The organism is Limosilactobacillus coleohominis, assembly GCF_016901675.1.
GTDB lineage: Bacteria > Bacillota > Bacilli > Lactobacillales > Lactobacillaceae > Limosilactobacillus > Limosilactobacillus intestinavium.
In genome coordinates, this window is sequence record NZ_JACJKU010000133.1 from 1 (window position 1) to 1,791 (window position 1,791).

Annotated in this window: 1 protein-coding gene; it reads left to right on the forward strand. The window is 38.0% G+C overall.

The annotated features are described in order from the left end of the window. Positions 1–160: 160 nt before the first annotated feature. The coding region (locus H5975_RS07985; RefSeq protein ID WP_204785594.1) for an IS1182 family transposase at positions 161–1,791 on the forward strand (1,631 nt) is incomplete at its 3' end.

Here is a 1,791-nt window from a genome sequence, read left to right on the forward strand (position 1 = left end):
GGGGCTGTGACATAAGTCCCCAATAATAAACGGAGTTGGATGAAATCTTCGGATTTCATTCAGCTCCGTTTTCCTTTAAAATATAGATACATTGATAAAAGAAAAAGGTATCGACTGACACTCGATACCTTCAATACCCTCGAAAGGATACACATATAAAATGCAAAACAATTATAACATTAATCAACTTAGTTTGGCTATGTCAACTGATTATCAACCTGAAGAAAACCATTCTGCCTATTACATCCACCAGCTTGTTGAAAACCTAGCGGTTTCCAATCCTAACATCATTGGTCGGCCACGAGAGTACGATCCACGAATGTTATTGAAGTTGGTTTTATTAGCTTACAGTTACGGAATCGTTTCTTGTCGAAAAATCGAAAGATTTGCTCGTGAAAATATTGTCGCAATGTGGTTGACGCAAGAACAATATCCTACATACCGCACGATTGCTAGATTTATCGTTTCCAAGGATTTAACAGATATGATTGAAAGTAGCTTTAAAGAGTTTCATGACTATCTTCAAAAGGCTGAAATGATCGATGAAGCTTCTTTTATTGATGGTACGAAAATCCTTGCGAATGCTAATAAATACTCTTTTGTATGGAAAAAGCGGACCATCAAATACAGTAATTTAAATGCGGCTAAGGCAAAGCAGCTAATTAACGAAATGAAGCAGGAAGTTGAACTAGACCCTCAATTAAGTGATTTTAAAATTGATGAATTAGATACAACAATTGCATTACTTGAACAGCGAATTGAAGAACTTGATGCGCAGGTAGATGCGAAACCGAAGGTCTCGCCAAACCCTGCAAAACAAGAACGACGCCACGCAAAAAAGTATTTCCGCTCCTTAAACCATTGCCGTCAGAAGAATCTTGAATACCAAACCCAAATAGCAGTGGCTGGCGAGCGCAACAGTTACTCGAAAACTGATCACGATGCGACCTTTATGCGTTTAAAAGAGGATCCGATGCGTAATGGACAAACCAAGCCAGCATACAACTTACAAATCATGACAAATTCACAGTTTGTCCTAGGCTACGAATTAATGCAAAATCCAACAGACACCAGAACTCTAATTCCATTCCTGAAACAATTGGACCAAAACGGCGTTTTGGGTAAAGATATTGTGGCTGATGCTGGATATGGTTCTGAAAGTAATTACAAGTATATTGAAGACGAATTACCGGATCACACAGCGGTAATTCCTTATAGTACGATGCTCAAAGAGAATAGCCGTAAGTGGCAATCTGATGATCGTAAAGTCATGAATTGGCAATACCATGCTCAAGACGACTATTATGTCAATCCAGATGGAGTGCGTTTTAATTTCAAACGTTATGCTTATCGTACTGATCGGTATGGGTTCCGGCGTGATTTCAAAGTATATCAAGCAGAAAAGTATGATGAAAATCACCAGTTTGTTTCTAAAGCATTAACTCCACGTGGTAATCTTAAACAAATTATGGTGAATCCACAATGGGAATACTTTAAAGCAAAAGCACGTAAGTCGCTTTCAAATTCTAATACCTACTCGCGTCGTAAATACGACGTTGAAACAGTGTTTGGAAATTTGAAAGCTTATTTGGGTTTCACAAGATTCACAGTGCGTGGTCTTGAAAAAGCCAAAGGGCAGATCGGAATTGCATTGATGGCATTAAATATGAAAAAGATGGCCGATAGGCCATCCATTTTCTCAAAATATTTTATTTATCAAAAAGATCCATTCATAAATTTAACCAAATTCCGAATGGATCTTTTCATTTTAGGGACTTATGTCACAGCCCC